The sequence below is a fragment of the Sutcliffiella sp. NC1 genome (assembly GCF_027594365.1).
Taxonomy (GTDB): domain Bacteria; phylum Bacillota; class Bacilli; order Bacillales; family Bacillaceae_I; genus Sutcliffiella; species Sutcliffiella cohnii.
Map to the genome: position 1 here is coordinate 2062376 of NZ_CP115153.1, position 20752 is coordinate 2083127.

Below are 20752 nucleotides of genomic sequence, written 5' to 3' on the forward strand. Positions count from 1 at the left end.
GAAGGCATCCGATTGTCTTTTATTTATGATCAAAGGTTATAATGAGTTTATATATTTAGAAGGAGATGAAGGATGATGCAATCAAATGAACTAACAGTTAAAGACGAAGTATTAATTGAAGCCCCCCCTTCGAAAGTGTGGGAAGTTCTTGTTAAGCCTAAATTTGTTGCCATATGGGATGAGTTGCCAGAAAATTACCCAGAAGAGGAAATGACTCTCGGTAGTAAGGTAGTTTGGGAGCTTCCTAATGGTGGGCAATCAATCACAACGATTATTAAGGCAGACCAAAATAAAGAATTAATCATCGCATTAAACGTGACAAATTGGGAAGTACAACCGAAAGAAGGCGATGTAGCGTATCGTTATCTTTTAGAAGAAAGAGGTAGTGGTACTTTGCTTAAAATAGAGATTGGTGATTTTTCACTCATAAAAAACGGCCAAATGTACTATGATGCTTCCGTAGAATTTGCCTCCGATGCCAAAAAAGTAATAAAAGAATTAGCGGAGGATTTATAAGAAAAACCTAGCCGTCTGTTCAGATAGCTAGGTTTTTTCATCTTAAAATTAAAAACTCTTCTCCAACTCATCCACTAATGACCCGACATACGCAACTGCTTTGCGAATTGGCTCAGGTGTGGACATATCTACCCCGGCAAGTTTCATCAGCTCTATTGGTTTTAGTGTGCCTCCTGCTTTGAGAGCGGATAACCAACGATCCACTGCTGGCTGACCTTCCTCTTGAATCATTTGAGAAGCAGCGGTAGAAGCAGTTAATCCGGCTGAATACGTATATGGATATAAGCCCATATAATAATGCGGTTGGCGCATCCACGTTAAGCCTGCTCCTTCGTCGATTTCTACCTCTTCTCCCCAGAATGCAGTGAGAAGTTCTACTTTTTGTTCATTTAATAGTTTTGCAGTGATTGGTGTACCTTGGTGTGCTAAATCATATACTCTTCGTTGAAGTTCACCTTCCAAAATATGAGTAACGAAATTGTGATAATACGTACCTAGAGATTGTAAAATAACCCAACGTCTCATCCGCTCATCGTTGGATTGCTCTAAAATGTGCTTGCTTAATAGCATTTCGTTCATCGTGGAAGGAGCTTCTACAAAATATCTTGATGGACGAGTGTTCGAAATACGTTGATAACGGCCAGCAAGAACAAAATGACCAGCATGACCTAATTCATGAGCAAGTGTAAATGCATTTCTCATCGAATTATTCCATGTCATTAAAATATATGGATGAGCACCATATGGACTTGAGCAGAACGCACCCGATCTTTTCCCAACATTATCAGCAAGATCCACCCAACGATTGTTAATTCCTTGCTCCATGATCTCCATATATTCGGAACCCATTACTTGTAATGAATCTAAAACTAGCTTGGAAGCTTCCTCATAAGTCACCTCTGGAGAAAAGTCAGGATCTAGCGGTGCTTTAAGGTCGCAATAATGCATCTTGTCAAGACCTAACACACGTTGCTTCAACTTCGCTAGACGACGCATATGTGGAGCTAATTCCGTTTGAATCGTATGTAATTGATTATGGTACATTTCTTTCGTTACTTGTTGTTCATCTAGAAGCATATCAGTAACAGATTCATAGTTACGTAAGCGTGCTTCTGTTACTTGCTTTTTTACTTCCGTTGCATAGGTTGCAGCATATGTATTTTGGTATTGTTGTAGTGTCCCGACAAAAGCATCATACGCTTTCCGACGAAGTTCTGTATTGGCTGAGTCCTCGTATTTAGGAAATGAATTAAAAGTTAGCGGGTGTTCCACTCCATCATCTGTCGTAAAAGACAAAAACTTCATATCAGATGTTTTGCTTCGTTGGTAAATCATATACGGAGCATCAAATACTTCGCCAAATGCAGCTAAGACTTTTTCTACATCAGGAGATAAGCGGTGTGGCTTTGACTCCAAAATGTCCGTGAGTGTCTTCTGGAAATCTACGAGCTCGCTTTCTTCGTTTATATAAGCTTTAACCGTATCACTGTCTAATTGAAGAAGTTCAGATTCTACGAACGACAAACTTGAACGAACGTTAGATAAAACCGAACCGACACGGGCTGCATTTGCTTGGTAATTAGGATTCGTACCGTCAACCGACATTTGTAAATCTGCATATGTTGCTACACGCATTAGTCGCTCTTGTAACGCGTCTTTTGCCTTCAAGCATTCTAGTAACGATTTGGCATTTTCACACACTGCTCCTTTATATTTAGTAACTGTTTGAATATCAGTTTCAACTGCCACCAGTTCAGTTTCCCAATCTTCTTCCGTTTGAAATAAATCTCGTAAATCCCACGTCTGCTCAACAGGGACGTCTGAACGTAGTAAAGTACCCTTTGTCATAAAATTACCCCTTTCCGTATTGAGTTTACTAGATTCACGCTAAATGCTTCGTGAATCGAAATATAATTTTATTATAAAGCAAACTTACCGGAAATGAAAATATTTTCTTAAAAGTCAAAATTTTTGATGTGGAAACGGCTTATCGCAAATAAGAGGGAAGGAATCGCAAATAAAAAAAGCTTATCGCAAATGAACACTCGGTAACCGCAAATAAAAAGGTAAATAAATAACGAATTAACAATGGTAAGCCATTAATGTGCTATACTTCAGCCTTTTTGTACCATATGTTAGACTAATACTCAAGAGGTGAATGAAACGATGCAACAATTACGATTTGAACCAGCTTGGGACAGAACATTATCTACTAATGACAGACAACATATCGAAAATATTTTTCAAGAAACGAAGCACATCCATAACTCTAGTATTATTTTTTCACCTATTCGAGAAGCAGTGAACCATAGTGAGGCATTACTAATTACTGTTTTGATACATAACGGTATGGAGCAGACACTAACTTTTCATAATAAAAGATTGCAGTATAAAATACGTGATGAGGTCATTGGGGACCAAGTATTCACATTGCCCGCGCTTTCTATTCCATCCAAAGTAAGTACGCCTTGGACGTTTATCTACCCAAAAGGCAGTTATAAACAAAGTGTTCCTTTTAAAAATGGAAAGTTAAATATCATTTAATCTTCAAAACTTTGAAAGGGTATTTTGTGGAAAATGTCGAATTGAAAGGGTGAAGAAGTAAAAGGATGTGTTTAGAATGCAAAATACGAAGGAAATTTTAACTTTAAATAAAAGTAGTTGGGAAAAAGCGGCGGAACGTTTTTTTGGTAGAAATCCTCTTCCAGACTACGGACCTTTTTCACCTAGTGAAGAAAAGTTAAAGTTGCTTGGTGACATAAATGGGAAAACAGTATTAGATATTGGTTGTGGAAGTGGGCACTCCTTATTGTATATGGCAGAACAGGGTGCGAACGAGCTTTGGGGGTTAGACCTTACAACGAAACAAATAGAAACGGCACGTGAAGTATTGAAGGATGTAAAGGGAAAGGTGACATTAAAGGAATCTCCGATGGAGGAAAATCCGGGCATTCCGTTTAACCATTTTGATATTGCATACTCTATTTATGCGTTAGGATGGACGACCGACTTGAAGGAAACTTTGTCTCACATTCATAGTTATTTAAAGCCAGGAGGTGTTTTCGTTTTTAGTTGGGAACATCCGCTGCATGACCGGATTAGCTACGAAGATTCATCCTTTCTGTTCAACAAATCTTATAATGTCGAAGGTCCTGAATATAACGAGGCGTGGCATCAAGATGTCGTTATTTTTCACCGTAAATTAACCACTTATATTAATACGTTGATTGAAACAGGTTTTAAAATCGAAAAGGTTATGGATGATGTGGTTATACCTGCTGATGCAACAACCGATCCAGCAAGGTGGTATTTTCGGCAAAAGGCTGAATTAATGCCAGCTACTTTCATCATAAAAGCTACGAAAATGTAAGTGTTTTTAGAGAGATAGTTTATAATACATATATCAAAGCAAAGGCCTCTCAATTTTTTTGGGAAACTATCTTTTCTAGAAAGGATTGAATACCAATGGATTTTGAAACAGTGATGCAAGAACTAGAAGCGCTTGGCAAAGAACGTACGAAAAAAATGTACATATCTAACGGTGCGCGTGAGCCGCTTTTTGGGGTTGCTACAGGTGCGATGAAGCCGATGGCGAAGAAAATAAAAATAAATCAGCCTTTAGCGGAACAACTATATGCGACTGGAAATTATGATGCGATGTATTTTGCAGGAATTATTGCAGATCCAAATGCTATGACGGAGTCCGATTATGACCGTTGGATGGACGGTGCATATTTTTATATGTTATCTGATTATGTAGTAGCGGTAACTTTATCAGAGTCAAATATCGCACAAGATGTTGCCGATAAATGGATTGCGAGCGGTGATGAGTTGAAAATGTCGGCAGGGTGGAGCTGCTATTGCTGGCTTTTAGGAAATCGGAAGGACCATGAATTTTCCGAAAGTAAAATTTCCGAGATGCTTGATAGAGTAAAAAACACGATTCACGACTCACCGGAACGGGCAAAAGCTTCTATGAATAATTTCCTATACACAGTTGGCGTTTCCTATATTCCTCTAAATGAAATGGCCATTGTGACTGCTCAAGAAATTGGTATAGTGGAAGTCAAACGCGAAAACAAAAAGAGCAGCCTTTTAAATGCTTATGAAAATATTCAAAAAGACATGGATAAAGGCAGACTTGGTTTCAAACGTAAATATGTAAGATGTTAAAGGACGGTGGGACACGTGCTTGTTCATCCATTTTTTGGTGGGACAAGGAACCTGTCCCTCTGTCCACTTTTTTTGTGTAACTTTTTTCGTATTCATCCGTGGATATAGTGAAAGGAGGGTTCGATGGGAAAGGGTGTAGATTTAGAACAAATATATTCGCTTTATGTAAATGATGTGTATCGGTATATATTTTCACTTTGTAAAAATAAAACATTAACGGAAGACGTTGTTCAAGAAACTTTCTATCGGGCCTACCTTTATGTTGAAAGTTACAAGATGGAAAAAATAAAACCTTGGTTGTTTAAAGTGGCTTATCATACATTTATCGATGTGGTACGGAAGGAAAAGCGAATAACGTATTATGATGATCTTGAACTTTTAAATACCGATGTAAAAGGTGGCCAAGGCAGAAGTGCCGAAGAAGAGTATTTCGTTAAAGATAGTATTGAACAATGGTTTCAAGCATTAGGGACTTTGTCCGTAACAAAAAGAAATGTCGTATTACTGAGAGATTATTATCAATTTTCTTATCAAGAAATAGCAGACATTTTTGATATGTCGATTTCAAAAGTAAAAGTAAACATATATCGAGGACGTAAGGAACTGGAAATGAAAATGAAAGAAATAAACTAAAAAGGAGGAAATGCGATTGAATTGTAACGACGTGAAGTTTAAATGGAAGTCGTATATAAACGGAGAACTTCCAAGTGATGAAGAACGAGCAATCGACGAACATTTGGAAAGTTGCCCCGAGTGTGAGCAATTGCTTAATGAAACGATGGAAGAGCAGGAAGAGAAAAGTCGTGAACAAATAGTAAAACAGGAAGACCCTTTAAACGAAATTCCTATTAAAAAGCAAGCTCAAATGTTACGTAAGGCAAAATGGAAAAACCGCTTGATGACTGCGCTGACTGTTCTTCTAATATTTATCGTCGTGAGTTTTATGACCGGTTTGTTTACTGCATCTTATTATGGTTTTGGATCCGACAAACAAGGTCGAGGGGAAAGAGCTGTTCAAGTAGTGAAAACAGCGACACAAATGTCGATGCCTAACGTGTTTTTAGGTAGTGGAGGTATGGACACAAATTTTTATTTCACTTTAGATATGGATTTTTCGATACAAAAACAGATAGGGAAGGATAATAAATCGATTGGAAAGCTCGATGGAAAAATGTTATTTAATTCCCTCAATGTAAAAAGAGAATGGGCAGATGGTCAATATGATGTTAAATTACATTTCCTACACCCAAACTTAGTAGCAAACGAACAAGAAACGGAGCTTGATTTTTACGAAGAGGTGTTGAACGAGACGTGGAATAGTTTAGACCTACTTCCAGAGGGTACTGTTTCTGAGCTTGCGATTACTTTTGACGGACTTTATGAAATCGATGAGGTTTATCAATTATTAGAAGGTTATGATTTAGACATTGTTTGGTACGCAATCGATACAGGAGTCGAACAGGAAAGGGAAGAATATCGATCACCATATTTTAGTGCTAGTAATGGTATTTGGGGATTTCATGAACGAGCTGTTTTCGATTTCCCGCAACATGGTAATTCAATTATGGAACGTGGAGATGGTCAAAAGCGCGCAGAAATATTTAAAACGAGTTTACATTTCCTTGTTGAAAACAGCAAGTTAGCCAAAAAGTATATTTGGACAGAGCAAAGTTTCGAAGAAGTGTATAAATATGTGGAAGAGAACGGAGTAAAAACGTATGGAGTTGTCGTAACTGGACCATCGAAAGAGCTCCTGCGACTTCAACAAAATGAAAGTATTATTTATGCAACGATGGGGGAAGTAGATTTTTGGAATTGGTACAATACTCCATCAAACGGAACGATATACAATTAAGACAGAGGGCCAGGTTTCTCACCCATCCATTTTTTGGAGTGGTGTGAATTCTAGCCCTTTTTGCGCTTGTTTTTGTTATATTGAAAAAATAAATATTGAAAAGAGTGAAAATTTTATGTAAAGTAAGGTTATTAAAAAAATGTCGTATATTCACGAATGTGTACACGTTTATGAATAATTATGCAACTGTTAAATAACGAATCTTTATATAGGGGGATAATGATGAATTCAAATAAAGTATTTCAAGACATTGATAAAGTCTATCAAGATGTAATCGAATGGCGCAGATACCTGCATAAAAACCCTGAGCTGTCGTTTCAAGAACATCATACAGCGCAATATGTGTATGACATTTTGGAGAGTTTTGGAGGGTTCGACCTGTCAAGACCGACGAAAACAAGTGTGTTGGCGCGTATAAAGGGAGCTAGCCCTGGTAAAGTTATCGCTTTACGAGCGGATATGGACGCTTTACCGATACAGGAAGAGACCAATTTGCCATTTGCATCTGCTCATGAAGGCATTATGCATGCTTGTGGACATGACGGTCACACAGCAATGCTTTTAGGGGCAGCAAAAATAATAAAAGAACATAAGGATGAATTAAGTGGTGAGATCGTCTTTATTTTTCAACATGCGGAAGAACTTCCACCTGGTGGAGCAAAAGAAATGGTGGAAGCGGGCGTTTTAGAAGGGGTAGACCAAGTATTAGGGATACACTTAATGTCGACTATTCCGTACGGAACGATTGGCATCAAACATGGCTCCGTTACATCTGCCAGCGATACATTTAACATCGTTGTTCAAGGAAAAGGGGGACATGCCTCTACACCGGAATTGACGACGGATCCTTTAGCAACAGGTGCGCAAATTGTAACGGGCTTACACCATATCGTGTCCCGTTCAGTAGCTCCGTTAGAGTCTGGAGTTTTATCTGTAACTAGATTTCTAGGTGGAGGTCAAGCATTAAATGTTATTCCTGACAAAGTAGAAATTGGTGGTTCCGTAAGAACACTTAACCCTGAGGTTCGGGAACTAATGCAGTCAAGAATTACGGAAGTGGCGGAAGGAATTGCTAAAGCACATGGAGCTGAAGCTAACGTTACTTATACGTATGGTTATAGTTCTGTTGTTAATGAAAAGGAATTAACGGACAAGGTAGCCAATTTACTTGAGGCGAATTTCACAGATAAAAACATTGAATGGATCGACCCAATGCTCGGAGGAGAAGATTTCTCGGCATTTAGCGACGAGAAACCAGGTTGTTTTATTATGATAGGCTCCGGTAATGAGGAAAAAGGTATTACATTCCCTCACCACCATCCAAAGTTTGATATAGATGAAGAAGCAATGAAAGATGGCTTGAAATTTCATGTGCTTGCTGCATTAACTCTATCAAAATAAGAATCTATTTATAATAATGTGAGGTAATAACTGGTCACTTTCTTTTTGAGTTTTGGGTTTATGATACCCTCAGAGCTCATTCGTAGGAAGTGACAAGTTTTCACCTTAATCCTTTATTGTAGTAAATCTATAAAGTGGTACAACATAAAACGGTTTATAGGGAGGGAGTCTATGGCTCAGATTAGTAAGAAAGAGAAAAAATCATTTTTTGATCGCATGCTTGATTCCATCGAGTCTGCCGGAAATAAATTACCAGATCCGATTGTGCTGTTTTTCATTCTTTGCGGTATTGTTTTACTTGCTTCATTTATTACGAGCTATTTTAACGTGTCAGCTGTTCATCCAGGTACAGGGGAAGTAGTAGCTGCCAACAATCTTTTAAATGGTGCCGGATTCGCCGATTTTGTATCGAGTATGGTAACGAACTTCAGCAACTTTCCACCATTAGGTATGGTACTAGTTATGATGATTGGTGTTGGACTTGCGGAACAAAGTGGCTTTTTTACAAGTCTATTGAAACGTACGGTCATCGCGACCCCTAAAAAAATAATTATTCCAAGCATTATTTTAATTGCAATTGTAGCTAACGCTGCTGGTGATGCTGGTCCAATCGTATTGCCTCCATTGGCTGCAACAGTATTGATGGCATTTGGTTATCATCCATTAGTTGGTTTAGTCGTTGCTTACGCATCTACGTTAGGAGCATTTTGTGCGAACTTAATTATCGGTATGTCTGATACACTTGCCGCTGGTTTCACACAAATTGGTGCTCAGACGGTAGATCCTGAATATATAGCAAATCCTGCAATGAACTATTATTTCCTTGTAGTATCCGCTCTATTTTTAATGCTAGTTTCACTCTGGGTAACACATAAATTTACGATTCCGCGATTTGGAACGTATACAGGGGAACTTCCACAAATGGAGAAGGTCACCGAAACGGAAAGACGTGGATTAAAATGGGCAGGTATTGCAACGATTGTGTTTGCTATCGTTATCGTAGCGATGCTCATACCTGAAAATGGCGTCTTAAGGAATGCTGAAACAGGTTCCATATTAGCGAATTCTCCATTTATGAATGGAATTGTTCCACTATTAACAATGCTATTTTTCATTCCAGGTCTTTTCTATGGAATTGGTGCTAAAACGATTAATAACTCGAAAGACTTTGGCGAAATGCTCGGTAAATCAATGAGTACAATGGGACCATACATTGTTTTAGTATTTGCAGCTGCTCAAATGCTAGCTTTCTTTTCAGCTAGTAATCTAGGTCCGATCATTGCTATTAAAGGGGCGGAATTTCTTAATGATATAGGTTTTACAGGTGTTCCGTTAATTGTTGCCTTTGTCATTTTTGTTGCGTTCGTCAATTTATTAATAGGCAGTGCTTCTGCAAAATGGGCAATATTAGCACCGGTATTCGTACCGATGTTCATGTTTTTAGATTACCATCCAGCCTTTACACAAGTGCTTTATCGCATAGGGGATTCTATTACGAACCCAATTACGCCGATGTTGCCGTATCTCGTATTACTTTTATCTTTTGCGAAAAAGTATGATAAAAATATCGGCTTAGGGACATTAATTTCAGCATTATTTCCATACACCATCTTCTTCGGTATCTTTTGGATCATCCTCATCGTCGTCTGGTACCTATTCGGTATCCCAGTCGGCCCAGAAGGCCCAATCTATGTAACGTGGACAGAGGGACAGGTCCACTAGTGTTGCGCACCATCCAAAATATGTAAAAATGACGACGGTATATTCAATTCTGTAGACAAAAATAAAAAAAGCTCCTATTGTAGAAATGTTAGATGTTTGTTCCCGAAAACAAACTTTCTACAAAGGAGCTTCAAATAAGAATATGAATATGTTAACTCAAAATACAGTACTACGTCAATGTTTATCGATGTTACCAACTGAAAAATTATCATGTCCACTTTTAAACTATGATAATAAAAAATTAACTACGGAAGCGCTAATTAAAATATTTGTTACTGCCCAACTAGATAACTGGAACTCTTATAATGAATTTGCTGTAAAAATGAGGGCAAATAAAGACCTAATGGATTACATAGATGTCAATAGTATTAGTACCTCTCAATTAAGTAGAAGAATTAATGATTTAGATACATCAATTTTACAAAACCTCTTCTTAAAACTTGTTGGAGAACTAAATAACTATACTAAAAGCCTAATTGGGCTTCCTGACAAGATTGGACGCCTTCGAATCGTTGATTCGACACACATCAAGCTACCTGCCATTTTATCTGAGTGGGCTAACGTGACAAAAGGGTGGACAGTTGTAAAAATGCATACACGATTAATCGTGGCTGCACCCGATGTTAGCTACCCAGACAAAATTGTTCCATCTAACGGAAAGGTTCAAGATTATGCTGGTGGTGATTTGTTGATTGAAGTTTCAGATGCTACTTATGTAATGGACCGTGGGTACATGGATTTCTATCGGATGAACGAATGGATCAAAAATAATATTAAATTTGTAAGTCGGATAAAAAAAGATAAGATCGTGGAGAAAGTACTAGAAGAATACCCAATCCCAAAGGAATCAACTATCCAAAGAGATGCAAAAGTAATATTAGGTGCAACTGGGAAAATGGAACCTATAAGAATTGTTGAATACCTTGATGAAGAAGGAAACTATTATAAAGTAGCCACTAATAGATGGGATTTAAGCTCTGAGATGATTGCGGAAATCTACAAAAATCGATGGTTAATTGAACTATTCTTTAAATGGATAAAACAATCTTTAAGGTTCGTAAAAATATGGAGTACTAAGCCGCAAGGCATCTGGAACCAGATGTTTATTGCCATGATCGCATACATCTTAACGCTTATGGTTCGCTTGAAAACTAATTCTAATAAAACGATGAAGAACATTTTAGTCCATATTAGAACCTATCTCAATCGATCGTGGGAAGATCTGGTGAAAGCATTAGAATATAAATCCCACAAAACATCGAGAGGTAGACAAAAGGTGCCTAAAAACCCGAATAAACCAGTTGTTTATGGCAAAGTAGCGCTTATCGTAGAGAATCAAAAGAAACGAGTAAAACGTAAAATAAAATAAAAAATTACAAAAAATGGGAACAAACAACAATCTTAGTTAAGATTGTCGTTTTTGCTCCCAACGGGGAAAAGTAGATGTAATTTTTTTGAATAAATTCAAATTCATTTACAGTAACGCAACGCTAGTGGGACAGGTCCCTCGTCCACACATTTTTTGGAAATAGGTCAAGCGAAAAGGACAGCTTCCTTATCTCTTTTTAGGAGAGTGGGGAATCTGTCCTTATTCGACTTGAATCATGATTTTCGTAACGTATTGTTCTTTATCGTTTACGACGACTGTATCGTAAATATATTCTTCAAATATGAATTCTCCTAAGCTTAATCGTAATCTCTCTATCTCTGCTATAAGCCGCTCGTATGTATGACCAATTGTTTTCTCATCTCCAATATGATAACCGACTAGAAATTGACCTTCCACTGCATGAAAATAGGAGAAGCCTTCTTTTGCATTTGGTTGTTCGATATATAAATAGCTATAGTTCGTAAATTCGCCTTTTATAATATGATCTCGTGTCGTAATAACACCAATTGGAAAGCCTGTATCAAGTTTGGAGACATACAGTTCATCAATAAAATCTGAAACTACTTCCACAAATTCCTCATCAGATGTATTTTCAATATTTCTACTCAAATATAACGTTGCTTCTGGAAAGTATTCCAACGTTATTTTACTAAAATCCGTTTGTAATGCCTCTTCCATTAGTTTTATTTTTGTTTGGATTAAATTTTCCTTCGCCTCCAGCTCTTGACGCATTTTTTCTATTTCCTTCTTCTTCTGATGCATTAATGTTAGAAAACTGTCAGGTGATTTATGTTGTGTATATTGTTTAATATCATGAAGTGACATGCCAACATCTTTTAATAGGTCAATAACCATAAATAGCTCAAATTGACGTAAAGAATAAAATCGATACCCTTTTTCGTTTCTTACTTCAGGGGACAATAATCCAATTTGATCGTAATAAATCAGCGTCTGTTTGTTCACTTTACAAAGCTTTGCAAATTCTCCTGTTGTTAAATGTTTTCCTTTATTACTCATTTTTTTAAGCACCACCCTTGACTATATAGTTACTATATACTTTACGATATATGAAGTAAATAAAGAATCACATCACGTTCACTCAGGTGAGGAGTTTGAGAAAGATGAAAAGTTATAAAGTTACATTAGGATTATTATTATTGAATTTATTTATAGCCTTTTTAGGGATTGGTCTCGTTATTCCTGTTTTACCAACGCTTATGAGAGAATTGGGTGTTACTGGGACTACTGTAGGTTATTTAACAGCTGCGTTTGCGTTAGCGCAATTAATTGTATCTCCGTTTGCTGGTAGGGCGGCAGATAAATTTGGTCGAAAAATAATGATAGTACTCGGCCTTTTTATTTTCGGAATTTCTGAGTTTTTATTCGGGATTGGGAAAGGTATCGAAATTTTATTCGTTTCTCGTATTTTAGGTGGAGTTAGTGCGGCCTTTATTATGCCGGCTGTTACAGCGTATATAGCAGATATAACCACTTTGGAAACTCGTCCTAAAGCACTCGGTTATATGTCGGCAGCGATTAGTACTGGGTTTATTATTGGACCAGGGATTGGCGGATTTTTAGCTGAATTTGGAACGCGGGTACCGTTCTTTTTCGCAGGGGCATTTGGTACGATTGCGGCCATTCTTTCGATAATTTTATTATCTGAACCTGTCCGCAAAAAGATTGATGCGCCACAAGCTTTAGAAACTAAAGGTGGGTTTAAACGTATTTTAGCGCCACAATACTTTATCGCATTTATTTTAATTTTCATCGCTTCCTTTGGATTGGCAGCTTTTGAATCGTTTTTTAGTCTATTTGTCGATCATAAGTTTCAATTTACACCAGGGGATATCGCAATTATTATTACTGGCGGAGCTATTTTTGGAGCAGCTGCACAAATACTACTCTTTGACCGGTTAACAAAAATTTGGGGTGAAATAAAACTCATTCGCTACAGTTTAATCCTGTCAGCAGTCCTCGTGTATTTAATGACTGTTGTACATTCTTATTTTGCTATTTTACTCGTTACATTCATTGTCTTCGTTGGCTTTGATTTATTTCGCCCAGCAGTTACGTCCTATTTATCTAATATTGCAGGGGACGACCAAGGCTTTGTTGGTGGTATGAACTCTACGTTTACTAGTTTAGCAAATATTACGGGCCCGATAATCGGTGGTATGCTTTTTGATATAGATGTTAACTATCCTTATTATTTTGCAGCAGTAATATTGGCTATTGGAATTGGTATTACGATAATTTGGAAGAAGCCAGGTTTGGATGCTCCTAAAGAGGCGAAGGCTAGTATAGTTAATTAAAGATGGACTATGAGGGTGGATGAGGGAGTGAATGTATTCCTTGTTCATCCTTTTTTTGTTGGATGCGAAACCCTCCGTCTCAAAGCTAATCATTTCTTTGTCCATCGAGTTTTATGTGTAAATGATCCACTACTTATTTACGTTTTCAATCACTTTTATCGCCTCGTTAATGGTTTTTACTCCGCTTATATGGATAGTGAGTCCAAGTGCTTCTTTCGCTTCGTTTGCTTCTGCAAGATTTGCATGTGGAACGATTATATGAGCATATCCATGTTCGTTTGCCACTTGGATTTTTTCCTTAATTGCTCCAACCCATTGTACTTTACCAGTTTTCGTGATAGCTCCTGTTACACCTATAGGGAAATTATTTTGTACGTCTCCTTGATGAATCATACCAGACAAGACTAAAGCGAGACCTGCACTATCTCCAGAAGAGTCTTCGCGGCTTAAAAACTCTGCTACTGATGGATTATTTGTATTTATGTAAGTCGAAACGTACTCGGCCATTTTGTCAAAGTCACGTCGATTCAAACCTAGCAATCTAAATATTTCTTTGTTTTTTGATGTATAACGTTTGAAATTAGTAGTTTCCATAATCTCGTAAAAAAATTTCACTCCGTTATAAGTAAACATTTTTCGAACCTCTTGTTCGTTTTTGACATTAGTGATTTGAGCAAGATTTATAGATAAAATAAATATGCCTGTTTCCTCAATTACTTCTTCAGGTTCAGAATAACTCGTTACTAAATATTGGACGTCATCTATAAGAATAGTAGGTAACTCATAAGCTAGTAATAAAAGAGACAAAAGTGTAGGGATTACAAATGCACGCTTAGGAATATTTGTTTTCTTTATAAGAAATGTAAAAATAAACAAAAGTATACTCATGAAAAACAGTGAAGTGACAAACTGAACACCTGAGCTGTAACCGAAAAGATAATAATATAGTTCTGTTAAATAGACGAAAGTCATCGTTAAAAAAGGGATGGTTACCATTTTTTCATTCTTGTTCATTGTTCAACCTCTTTATCATTTGGTTTATTTTGTAAAAACAAACACTGCTATTAAATTATATAGTTTGGCGAGAGGCAATAAAAGGAATATTTCTATTTATCTAAAAAATATTTTAAAAATTAGTTAACTACTTGTTATGAAAATGGAGGTAGGGAACTGAAAAACAATTTCTGTCGAAGAAGGATTACATGCTTTTAGGTTGAATGTAAATATGGATAATGAAAGTAAGGAGAAAGAAAAGATGAGTAATTTAGAAAAGTTAGTTTTAAACAAGTATGCCGAATATTCTTCAATTTTGACCTATGTCGCAGGTCAAGTAACACAAGATGGAGCATTACTTTTAATAGAAACCGCTGAAAGTGAGTTAGATTTTTTTGAACGTCCAGTGAAAAAGCGCGATTGGACAATCCGAATCATTAAAGAGGACGGAATCGACACGATTGTTTTAAAGAAAGTTCCACTCATCCCAACACATGTAGACATATTTTCTGATGGATCGCTGTTAATTGTACAGGGGCGATGCTTAAAAGAAGATAATTATATTGAAAGAAATGCAAGAAGGTATAATCCAAACGGACAATTAATCGACGCGTTTACTCTCGGTGACGGTATTAACGATGTTCAAATTGACAATAACGATACCATTTGGGTTAGTTATTTTGACGAAGGTATTTTCGGAAACTTCGGTTGGGATGAGCCGATAGGAAGTGATGGTGTTATTGCTTTTTCGATTACAGGGGAGAAGCTGTGGGGAGCAGGAGATTACGGGATAATAGACTGTTATGCGTTGAATGTTGCTAATTCGAAAGAGGTTTATTTTTATTATTATGATGATTTTCACCTTGTTTGTCTTGATGAGATGAAGGAGTCTGCCCGCTACCATGTGAGGGGACCCGACACACTTCAGCAATTTATTTTTGACCAATCCGATCTAATTGGACTAATTGACATGTATACATTGAAACGATTTCGTCTCCAAGTTCGTTCTTTAAAACCGACAGAAAAGATACAGATTGTTGATGAAAAGGGGAAGCGTATTATAGGTCCAATTTTTATGAGAGGAACGTTCTTATTTGCGTATGGTAAGGATGGAATATATGGGAGGAAGTTTTGAATAATAGGATGATAGAAAAGATTCGAAATTTAATTGTGTTTATGGTTATAACTATTTTACTAGTGGGCTGTCAGCCAAACGAAAACATTGTTATACCAGATATATCTGTCAATGATGAAGAGTTTCCGTACATTATCCACAAAAATTATAATAATGTTTCTAACCCTGATGCACCTCCACCTTTTCATCATGAAATAGAACCTATAAAAGTAGCACCTAACACAAGAGTTGATGTAGTTTACGTTGATGAAGAACCAAATCATTTAGGGTGGAAGCAATGGCATGGTGAGGTGTTAATTGTGGATGAAGATTTCGTAGGCGACCATTTTTTTGCTCCGAGTAGAGAGGGAATCTACATATACAGTATAGAATCACGGTGGACTTGGAAAGAGGATATTGCAGCAGTGTTTATTTTGCAGGTGGAAAACTAAATTGGTAAAGGCGGATGGACATTGGGGCAGGTTCCTTGTCCATCCATTTTTTGGTGGGACGCGGAACCTGTCCCTCCGTCCACGGTATCTGTCCCGCAGTCCACATTTCATTTCTTCGTACAAGAAAAAGCTAAAACAATTGGTATTCTTTGTCTTCTAAGGAACTCTTCCTCATTGGAGAAATTCTCGCGTTTTGGTGTTCCTTCGCGTAAATCTACTATTGTAAATCCAGAGCTTGTGAGTGCTTTGAAATAATGTTCGATTGTTCGGTGGTATTTTACAACGATTTGTTCCATCCAAGGTTCTTTTCTTTCGCCTTCGAGAAAATAGTCATCCACAATCCAATTTCCCCGTTTATCCCCAGATTGTTTACTAATAAATGAAGAAGTAGTAAGGGGATGTTGCACACTGAAAATGAATGAGCCATTATCTTTTAATGTTTTATGTATGTTTTGGAACAGCGTTTTAATATTAGAAACATAGTGTATGGAAAAACGAGAGGTGACGATGTCAAATGTTTCTGTAGGGTATTTGTAGGTTTCCATAGAATCGTGGTGTATTTCCCCATTATCACTAGGAACATTAAATTTTGCTAATGCAACCATCTGTTCAGAACCTTCTACTCCAGTGTAATATGAAACACCTTGACTAAGTAATTCTTCCCCAAACGCGGCGTCTCCACAACCTAAGTCTAATAGCTTTTTGTTACGAAAATCACCGAGGAGTTCATAAATAATCGGACCTTCAATAGCATTATTGGGACTATCTTTTCTACTCCGCCTTTTCATATAATTAGACAAAAAATCCTCCTGATCATACACGGTTGAACCTTTATATTCCATCATATTAGCCCCTTCCAAAGAGTGAATGTACCGGTTTTCGTAACTTATATTTTCTCAATATCTACGGAAACAACAGTTTTACTATTATGAGCGGGATAACAGCCCATCGCGGGTAGTAAGTAAATTGCTCGCCACGGTTGAGTAGGTCGGTACCCCCGTTCACTTAATTCACTTTTCATAGATTCAAAAACTTCACTGGCATCTTTATAGTGCCCAACGTATAACTTTTGCGCAGATAATGTCGGTGGGCGTTTTACAAAAGAAATGGTGGGTAATTGTACGCGTAAAGTCTTTTCTACTTTTTTTAATGCTCGATTATACATCTCTTCAGTTGCACGATCTGATACTAGCATCATTTGGACAACTAACCACTTGTCGTCATTTGTTTTTTCATGCCAAATAATTTCCGGTGGCATCAGTTTAAATTTGTATTCTAATTCATTTTTCGTAATTTGTTTTATTTGATTGACCACTTTCCAAGCTAACCACTTCTCATCTATTGGTTCCGGCCTACCGTCCCAATTCATGTTAAAGGAAGTGACCAATCGCTGCGATACGTAAGTTAATTCTGGAAGTTCTAATATCACTAATTTTTCTGTTTTAGGTAAATAAATCTCAGGGTGCTTTTTTCGATAATCATGTGTTTTTAACATGTAACTTCCCACACTCCCCAATTGATAGACTAAAAGATTTTTAGAAAAAACCTCCATATTTTTCTAGTTTTTATTATAATGAATAACATAGGTGTGGACAAGGGGTTCCGTGTCTATCCAATTTTTAGTGGGACGCGGGACCTGTCCCTCCGTCCACAAGGGGGGTTAAATTGTGAAGAAGTTTTATGTTGCATCTAGTTTTGGAAATATGGAGATGGTTCGTTATGTTAGTAATGAGATCGTTCATAGGGGCTATGTTCAAACTTATGATTGGACGAAAAATGAAAGAGCTTCAACTACGGAAGATTTAAAAAGAATCGGCGAAGAGGAAAAAAATGCTGTAATGGATGCTGATTTTGTTATCGTTTTATTGCCAGCAGGAAAGGGAAGTCATATAGAATTTGGGATTGCGTTAGGACAAGGAAAAAGAATATATTTGTACTCACAAGACGGCGAAGTGAATAATTTTGAGACAACGAGTACGTTTTATCATGTACCTGAAGTTAAAATCTGTATTGGGACGGTTGAAGAGTTAGTAGAAACTGTAACGAAAGAGTTTAGTGTTCGATAATAAAAAAGGGATGATAGGATAAGAATCAATACTAGAAAACGTAAGGTGAATGGAATGAAATTGAACAAGAAAAGAATTATTAATATATTAGTTTTTCTAAGTTTTATAATTTATGCTTTTAACGTATTAAAAGAAACAACAGGACATTTATTTATTCCGCCTTTAACGGAGGGTTATTGGAGCTGGGACTATAATACTCAATTAGTACCATTTTTCTTTGTTGCTGATCTTATTAACGAATATAATAGTAGCGGTTTTAGTTGGTATTTTTGGAATGCAGTTAAATTGTCATTTTATAATATTCTTCTACTATTACCATTAGGAGTATATCTCTCCATCTATAACGTTAGTAGTATTAAGCGAGCAACATTCATTATTTTCCTAGTTAGTTTTGCTATTGAATCGATGCAAATGCTGTTAAGTTATTTTGGATACATATTCCCACGTAGTTTTAATGTCGATGATTTAATCTTAAATACTATCGGTGGGGTCGTTGGGTATTTTGTTTTTGAGCAGATGAAAAAGTTTTTCTTTCATAAAATAAGAGGCAGGGAAGGATGACCTGCCTTTTACTTATTTCCGTTTTTGACTTTTCAACTTGTTCATTTCAAGCTCAGCAGCGTATTCTTCTTGAGTTTTTCCTTGTTTTTGACTTTCAGATTCGATTTTTCTGAACTTATTATCGTTGCGATTAGGCATGTGAACACCTCCTTTGAACAGAAGTATTTTACACAATATCTTAAAAATTATTCGGTTATTCTCACTTAGGAAATTCAATAAAGTCCTTTTATATAGGAGGAGGTTATAATGTTTTTACTTCATTTCGTATTGGCGATTGTAGGAATGGTACTGTTAGTAGTGGTCCTAATCTATTTTATGACTGATATTTTACGAGCTAAGAAAAATGGTTTTTCGATGTTTATTTTAGTCATAATCGTTTTCTTTTTAGTACTGATATTATTGCAGGGTATAAATTTTATAAAGTAACAATGGATTGCTTTCCATTTTATGGTGGGACGCGGAACCTGTCCCTCCGTCCACGGTATGTGTCCCTGTGTCCCATGGTGTTTCGTGTGGTTGTTTGTGGTATAATGGATAAAACCGTAGATTGGAGATTATGATGCTAGCTAAACTAAAAAAAGTGAAGTTTGACAAGTCGGGTAAAAATCCAAATTATAAGGCTCTTTTGTTATGTCCAGAAGGTAAACAGCTGTATATTCGTTTCGATTACACATACGCAACTAAAACGTATTGGCCATTAGAAGTAAATTATGCAGGGAAGGCAATGGACGCGAAATTAGCATGGTATTCTAGAAAAGTCGAAAAGACTACGGTACATGGATTTTTAGAAGAAATCGCAGACAAAGTTAATAAAAAATATGGATTTGAAATGAAAGAACATTAAATTATAAGTTATCACTATATTTTTAGCGTGGACCAAGATAAAGGTTCACGCTTTATTTATTGTTTAAGAATAAATTTACGTTTTAAGAAAATACTCCATATTGTAAACTCAGTTGGAGGGGCATGCAAATGTATAAAATATTCTTTATTTCTATTAGTTTGTTCATTTTGATTCATATACAACCTCAAGAAATTAAGGTTGGGGAGCTTCCAGAGCTGTCAGTGGAGTGTATAAAAAAGATGGAAGAACGAGATGAGCAATTTACACGTCTAATTATGCAAGATATTATTTCAAGTTTTCAGCTAGATATTGATGAACATGCGTATATCGAAGTATCCTTTCGAGAATTAGAAGCAGCTAAAATGATATATAACGGTAAAGAAAAAGATGATTACTACGATTCGCTAAAAAAGCAATTTATAGTGAGATCCCGCGGAGAACCAAGATTGTATATAAGGCCTCAGGAGGCATATTTTTTATATAAGGAACCGAATAATACGGACGTTATGATTCATTTGCAACTCATTGGCACCACATGGGAAGAAGTAGATCAAAAAAAGAAAAAAGGTAATAATATTGAATATAAGCTACTCACATGCGAGAAAGAGTATATAGAAAAGAAGAAAAAATATTATCAAAATTAGAGCGCTGTGAAGTTTTTTTTACAGCGTTTTATATTTATCTTATAAAAAGAATTTGACTTCGTAATGATGTTTATAATAAAATTTGGTTGGTCGACCAACTAAATAGGAGTGTAGATATGACAAAGGAAGATAAACGCCAAAAATTAATTGAAGCAGCATACAAAGTTTTTAGTCAAAAAGGATTTAATAATACATCAGTGAAAGAAGTCGCACAGGAGGCTGGGATCACGCCTGGACTTGTCCATTACTATTTCAAAAGTAAAGAAGAGTTATTGTTTGCGGTTCAGAGAGATATTCAAAGTAAATATCACAAGCACTATGACGGGGAAGATACGTCTACTACGGAACCATTAGAAGTGCTAAAAGAAATCAAATCAAGAGTACAAAATAATCCAGATTGGTATCGCTGGAGATATGAACTCTATTCTTTAGGGTTAAAGAATGAATCACTACAACAAGAAGTACAAAGTATGATGAAGTCGGGAAGAGATAGCCTTTCTTATCCTTTACAAAGCTTAGTAAAAGAGCCAAAAGAAGCCGATGCGATGGCAAGTATTTTACTAGCCTGTTTTGATGGCCTTGCCCTTCAAAAAATGGTTGCTGACGAGTTTGATATCGATGCATCATACGACATGCTAGCCAAACTTTTCGAATCGTACTTAAAAAAACAATAAAGATGTTTTTATTGCAAAAGGAGAAGAGAACA

General features: G+C 36.6%; 24 protein-coding genes. 18 read left to right on the plus strand and 6 right to left on the minus strand.

Going from position 1 to position 20752, the window contains the following annotated elements; translation table 11 throughout:
* Positions 1-72: 72 nt before the first annotated feature.
* The gene (locus O1A01_RS10685) at positions 73-516 is read left to right on the plus strand and encodes an SRPBCC family protein (RefSeq protein WP_270066232.1); all 444 of its coding nucleotides are present in this window, start codon (positions 73-75) and stop codon (positions 514-516) included.
* A gap of 48 nt (positions 517-564) precedes the next feature.
* On the opposite strand, the gene pepF is transcribed toward O1A01_RS10685, so the two are convergent.
* The gene (gene pepF, locus O1A01_RS10690; RefSeq protein ID WP_270066233.1) at positions 565-2364 is read right to left on the minus strand and encodes an oligoendopeptidase F; all 1800 of its coding nucleotides are present in this window, start codon (positions 2362-2364) and stop codon (positions 565-567) included.
* A gap of 318 nt (positions 2365-2682) precedes the next feature.
* On the opposite strand from pepF, the gene O1A01_RS10695 reads away from it, so the two are divergent.
* From O1A01_RS10695 to O1A01_RS10730, 8 genes are all read left to right on the plus strand, one after another.
* Positions 2683-3060 carry an SLAP domain-containing protein gene (locus tag O1A01_RS10695; protein WP_066411439.1) on the plus strand — a complete coding sequence of 126 codons (378 nt, stop codon included), beginning with the start codon at positions 2683-2685 and terminating at the stop codon, positions 3058-3060.
* A gap of 76 nt (positions 3061-3136) precedes the next feature.
* Positions 3137-3886, plus strand: coding sequence for a class I SAM-dependent methyltransferase (locus tag O1A01_RS10700; protein ID WP_066411435.1), 750 nt, complete (start codon positions 3137-3139; stop codon positions 3884-3886).
* A gap of 95 nt (positions 3887-3981) precedes the next feature.
* Positions 3982-4689 (plus strand): DNA alkylation repair protein, encoded by a 708-nt coding sequence (locus tag O1A01_RS10705; RefSeq protein WP_270066234.1) that lies wholly within the window; start codon positions 3982-3984, stop codon positions 4687-4689.
* A 123-nt stretch (positions 4690-4812) separates the two neighbouring features.
* Positions 4813-5322: an RNA polymerase sigma factor gene (locus O1A01_RS10710; protein WP_066411430.1), complete on the plus strand. Its 510-nt coding sequence runs from the start codon at positions 4813-4815 to the stop codon at positions 5320-5322.
* Between the two features lie 16 nt (positions 5323-5338).
* Entirely contained in the window at positions 5339-6544 is a 1206-nt protein-coding gene (locus O1A01_RS10715; RefSeq protein WP_270066235.1) for an anti-sigma factor, read from the plus strand.
* 222 nt (positions 6545-6766) lie between these two features.
* Positions 6767-7945, plus strand: a complete 1179-nt coding sequence (locus O1A01_RS10720; RefSeq protein ID WP_066411424.1) for an amidohydrolase — start codon at positions 6767-6769, stop codon at positions 7943-7945.
* 171 nt (positions 7946-8116) lie between these two features.
* Positions 8117-9667, plus strand: coding sequence for an AbgT family transporter (locus tag O1A01_RS10725; RefSeq protein WP_270066236.1), 1551 nt, complete (start codon positions 8117-8119; stop codon positions 9665-9667).
* A gap of 142 nt (positions 9668-9809) precedes the next feature.
* Positions 9810-11036 carry an IS4 family transposase gene (locus O1A01_RS10730; RefSeq protein WP_270066237.1) on the plus strand — a complete coding sequence of 409 codons (1227 nt, stop codon included), beginning with the start codon at positions 9810-9812 and terminating at the stop codon, positions 11034-11036.
* A 219-nt stretch (positions 11037-11255) separates the two neighbouring features.
* Here the strand turns inward: O1A01_RS10730 and O1A01_RS10735 are convergent, their stop codons facing one another.
* Positions 11256-12074: a MerR family transcriptional regulator gene (locus tag O1A01_RS10735; protein WP_066411417.1), complete on the minus strand. Its 819-nt coding sequence runs from the start codon at positions 12072-12074 to the stop codon at positions 11256-11258.
* 104 nt (positions 12075-12178) lie between these two features.
* On the opposite strand from O1A01_RS10735, the gene norA reads away from it, so the two are divergent.
* Positions 12179-13372: a multidrug efflux MFS transporter NorA gene (gene norA, locus O1A01_RS10740; protein ID WP_066411415.1), complete on the plus strand. Its 1194-nt coding sequence runs from the start codon at positions 12179-12181 to the stop codon at positions 13370-13372.
* Between the two features lie 129 nt (positions 13373-13501).
* Here the strand turns inward: norA and O1A01_RS10745 are convergent, their stop codons facing one another.
* Complete coding sequence (locus O1A01_RS10745; protein WP_066411414.1) at positions 13502-14386, minus strand: S16 family serine protease; 885 nt, start codon at positions 14384-14386, stop codon at positions 13502-13504.
* A gap of 241 nt (positions 14387-14627) precedes the next feature.
* Between O1A01_RS10745 and O1A01_RS10750 the strand changes: the two genes are divergently transcribed.
* Both O1A01_RS10750 and O1A01_RS10755 read left to right on the plus strand, forming a co-directional pair.
* Complete coding sequence (locus tag O1A01_RS10750; protein ID WP_270066238.1) at positions 14628-15500, plus strand: hypothetical protein; 873 nt, start codon at positions 14628-14630, stop codon at positions 15498-15500.
* Entirely contained in the window at positions 15497-15931 is a 435-nt protein-coding gene (locus tag O1A01_RS10755; protein ID WP_270066239.1) for a hypothetical protein, read from the plus strand. The genes O1A01_RS10750 and O1A01_RS10755 overlap by 4 nt, the downstream gene beginning before the upstream one ends.
* Before the next feature lie 107 nt (positions 15932-16038).
* On the opposite strand, the gene O1A01_RS10760 is transcribed toward O1A01_RS10755, so the two are convergent.
* Entirely contained in the window at positions 16039-16773 is a 735-nt protein-coding gene (locus tag O1A01_RS10760) for a class I SAM-dependent methyltransferase (RefSeq protein WP_270066402.1), read from the minus strand.
* Positions 16774-16817: 44 nt separating this feature from the next.
* On the minus strand, positions 16818-17426 hold the full coding sequence (locus tag O1A01_RS10765; RefSeq protein ID WP_270066240.1) for a hypothetical protein: 609 nt from the start codon (positions 17424-17426) through the stop codon (positions 16818-16820).
* 172 nt (positions 17427-17598) lie between these two features.
* Here O1A01_RS10765 and O1A01_RS10770 point away from each other — a divergent pair, with 172 nt between their 5' ends.
* Together O1A01_RS10770 and O1A01_RS10775 are read left to right on the plus strand one after the other, a co-directional pair.
* Entirely contained in the window at positions 17599-17997 is a 399-nt protein-coding gene (locus O1A01_RS10770; protein ID WP_270066241.1) for a group-specific protein, read from the plus strand.
* 54 nt (positions 17998-18051) lie between these two features.
* A complete protein-coding gene (locus O1A01_RS10775; protein ID WP_270066242.1) occupies positions 18052-18558 on the plus strand; it encodes a VanZ family protein in 507 nt (168 codons plus the stop codon).
* Between the two features lie 12 nt (positions 18559-18570).
* Here the strand turns inward: O1A01_RS10775 and O1A01_RS10780 are convergent, their stop codons facing one another.
* Positions 18571-18696 (minus strand): hypothetical protein, encoded by a 126-nt coding sequence (locus O1A01_RS10780; RefSeq protein ID WP_268874250.1) that lies wholly within the window; start codon positions 18694-18696, stop codon positions 18571-18573.
* Positions 18697-18804: 108 nt separating this feature from the next.
* On the opposite strand from O1A01_RS10780, the gene O1A01_RS10785 reads away from it, so the two are divergent.
* The 4 genes from O1A01_RS10785 (at position 18805) to O1A01_RS10800 (ending at position 20720) form a co-directional block, all read left to right on the plus strand.
* The gene (locus O1A01_RS10785) at positions 18805-18984 is read left to right on the plus strand and encodes a hypothetical protein (RefSeq protein ID WP_066411404.1); all 180 of its coding nucleotides are present in this window, start codon (positions 18805-18807) and stop codon (positions 18982-18984) included.
* Positions 18985-19114: 130 nt separating this feature from the next.
* Positions 19115-19402, plus strand: coding sequence for a hypothetical protein (locus O1A01_RS10790; protein ID WP_328227390.1), 288 nt, complete (start codon positions 19115-19117; stop codon positions 19400-19402).
* Positions 19403-19530: 128 nt separating this feature from the next.
* On the plus strand, positions 19531-20046 hold the full coding sequence (locus O1A01_RS10795) for a hypothetical protein (protein ID WP_270066243.1): 516 nt from the start codon (positions 19531-19533) through the stop codon (positions 20044-20046).
* Positions 20047-20162: 116 nt separating this feature from the next.
* A complete protein-coding gene (locus O1A01_RS10800) occupies positions 20163-20720 on the plus strand; it encodes a TetR/AcrR family transcriptional regulator (protein WP_270066244.1) in 558 nt (185 codons plus the stop codon).
* Positions 20721-20752: the final 32 nt, after the last annotated feature.

Coding starts and splice junctions, on each gene's coding strand:
- O1A01_RS10800 (WP_270066244.1), top strand. CDS start 20,163: ATGACAAAGGAAGATAAACGCCAAAAATTAATTGAAGCAGCATACAAA.
- O1A01_RS10720 (WP_066411424.1), top strand. CDS start 6,767: ATGAATTCAAATAAAGTATTTCAAGACATTGATAAAGTCTATCAAGAT.
- pepF (WP_270066233.1), bottom strand. CDS start 2,364: ATGACAAAGGGTACTTTACTACGTTCAGACGTCCCTGTTGAGCAGACG.
- norA (WP_066411415.1), top strand. CDS start 12,179: ATGAAAAGTTATAAAGTTACATTAGGATTATTATTATTGAATTTATTT.
- O1A01_RS10775 (WP_270066242.1), top strand. CDS start 18,052: ATGAAATTGAACAAGAAAAGAATTATTAATATATTAGTTTTTCTAAGT.
- O1A01_RS10710 (WP_066411430.1), top strand. CDS start 4,813: ATGGGAAAGGGTGTAGATTTAGAACAAATATATTCGCTTTATGTAAAT.
- O1A01_RS10730 (WP_270066237.1), top strand. CDS start 9,810: ATGAATATGTTAACTCAAAATACAGTACTACGTCAATGTTTATCGATG.
- O1A01_RS10765 (WP_270066240.1), bottom strand. CDS start 17,426: ATGTTAAAAACACATGATTATCGAAAAAAGCACCCTGAGATTTATTTA.
- O1A01_RS10705 (WP_270066234.1), top strand. CDS start 3,982: ATGGATTTTGAAACAGTGATGCAAGAACTAGAAGCGCTTGGCAAAGAA.
- O1A01_RS10685 (WP_270066232.1), top strand. CDS start 73: ATGATGCAATCAAATGAACTAACAGTTAAAGACGAAGTATTAATTGAA.
- O1A01_RS10735 (WP_066411417.1), bottom strand. CDS start 12,074: ATGAGTAATAAAGGAAAACATTTAACAACAGGAGAATTTGCAAAGCTT.
- O1A01_RS10790 (WP_328227390.1), top strand. CDS start 19,115: ATGATGCTAGCTAAACTAAAAAAAGTGAAGTTTGACAAGTCGGGTAAA.
- O1A01_RS10780 (WP_268874250.1), bottom strand. CDS start 18,696: ATGCCTAATCGCAACGATAATAAGTTCAGAAAAATCGAATCTGAAAGT.
- O1A01_RS10745 (WP_066411414.1), bottom strand. CDS start 14,386: ATGAACAAGAATGAAAAAATGGTAACCATCCCTTTTTTAACGATGACT.
- O1A01_RS10795 (WP_270066243.1), top strand. CDS start 19,531: ATGTATAAAATATTCTTTATTTCTATTAGTTTGTTCATTTTGATTCAT.
- O1A01_RS10760 (WP_270066402.1), bottom strand. CDS start 16,773: ATGGAATATAAAGGTTCAACCGTGTATGATCAGGAGGATTTTTTGTCT.
- O1A01_RS10695 (WP_066411439.1), top strand. CDS start 2,683: ATGCAACAATTACGATTTGAACCAGCTTGGGACAGAACATTATCTACT.
- O1A01_RS10700 (WP_066411435.1), top strand. CDS start 3,137: ATGCAAAATACGAAGGAAATTTTAACTTTAAATAAAAGTAGTTGGGAA.
- O1A01_RS10785 (WP_066411404.1), top strand. CDS start 18,805: ATGTTTTTACTTCATTTCGTATTGGCGATTGTAGGAATGGTACTGTTA.
- O1A01_RS10725 (WP_270066236.1), top strand. CDS start 8,117: ATGGCTCAGATTAGTAAGAAAGAGAAAAAATCATTTTTTGATCGCATG.
- O1A01_RS10750 (WP_270066238.1), top strand. CDS start 14,628: ATGAGTAATTTAGAAAAGTTAGTTTTAAACAAGTATGCCGAATATTCT.